The organism is Pseudomonas sp. KCJK9000 (assembly GCF_046230725.1).
Taxonomy (GTDB): Bacteria; Pseudomonadota; Gammaproteobacteria; order Pseudomonadales; family Pseudomonadaceae; genus Aquipseudomonas; species Aquipseudomonas promysalinigenes.
Window position 1 is genome coordinate 1 of sequence record NZ_JBJJLN010000149.1, and the last position, 358, is coordinate 358.

1 protein-coding gene is annotated in these 358 nt (G+C 58.9%); it reads right to left on the reverse strand.

The genetic code is table 11. The features are described 5' to 3' along the window. Positions 1 to 358 (reverse strand): immunoglobulin-like domain-containing protein (locus ACK59H_RS23020; protein ID WP_409265001.1); only part of this gene is annotated, 358 nt, incomplete at both ends.

The window sequence follows — 358 nt, forward strand, 5'->3', positions numbered from 1 at the left end:
CGTCGAGGTATCGATGGTGTCGGTGATGGCGGTCACAGCCGGTGCCGGGCTGACGTTCAGCTTCTCGAAGTCACCACCGGTGGTGCCGGTGACATTCACACTGACATTGCCGGCATCGACATAAACGGTGTTGGCTGGCGCATCGAACGAAACGCTGCCTTCAGTCTGACCTTTGGCGATGGTGATCACTGCACCATTGCTCAACGTAACCGTCATCTCGCTACCGGCTGGATTGGTCAGAGTAGCGGTGTAAACGATGCTGCCGCCTTCCTGAACGGTACCGGTGGCGGACAAAGTGAGGCCAGTGCTGTCGAGCTTCGCCGGATCATCGGTAACCGAAGTGGTCGGGTTACCCGCG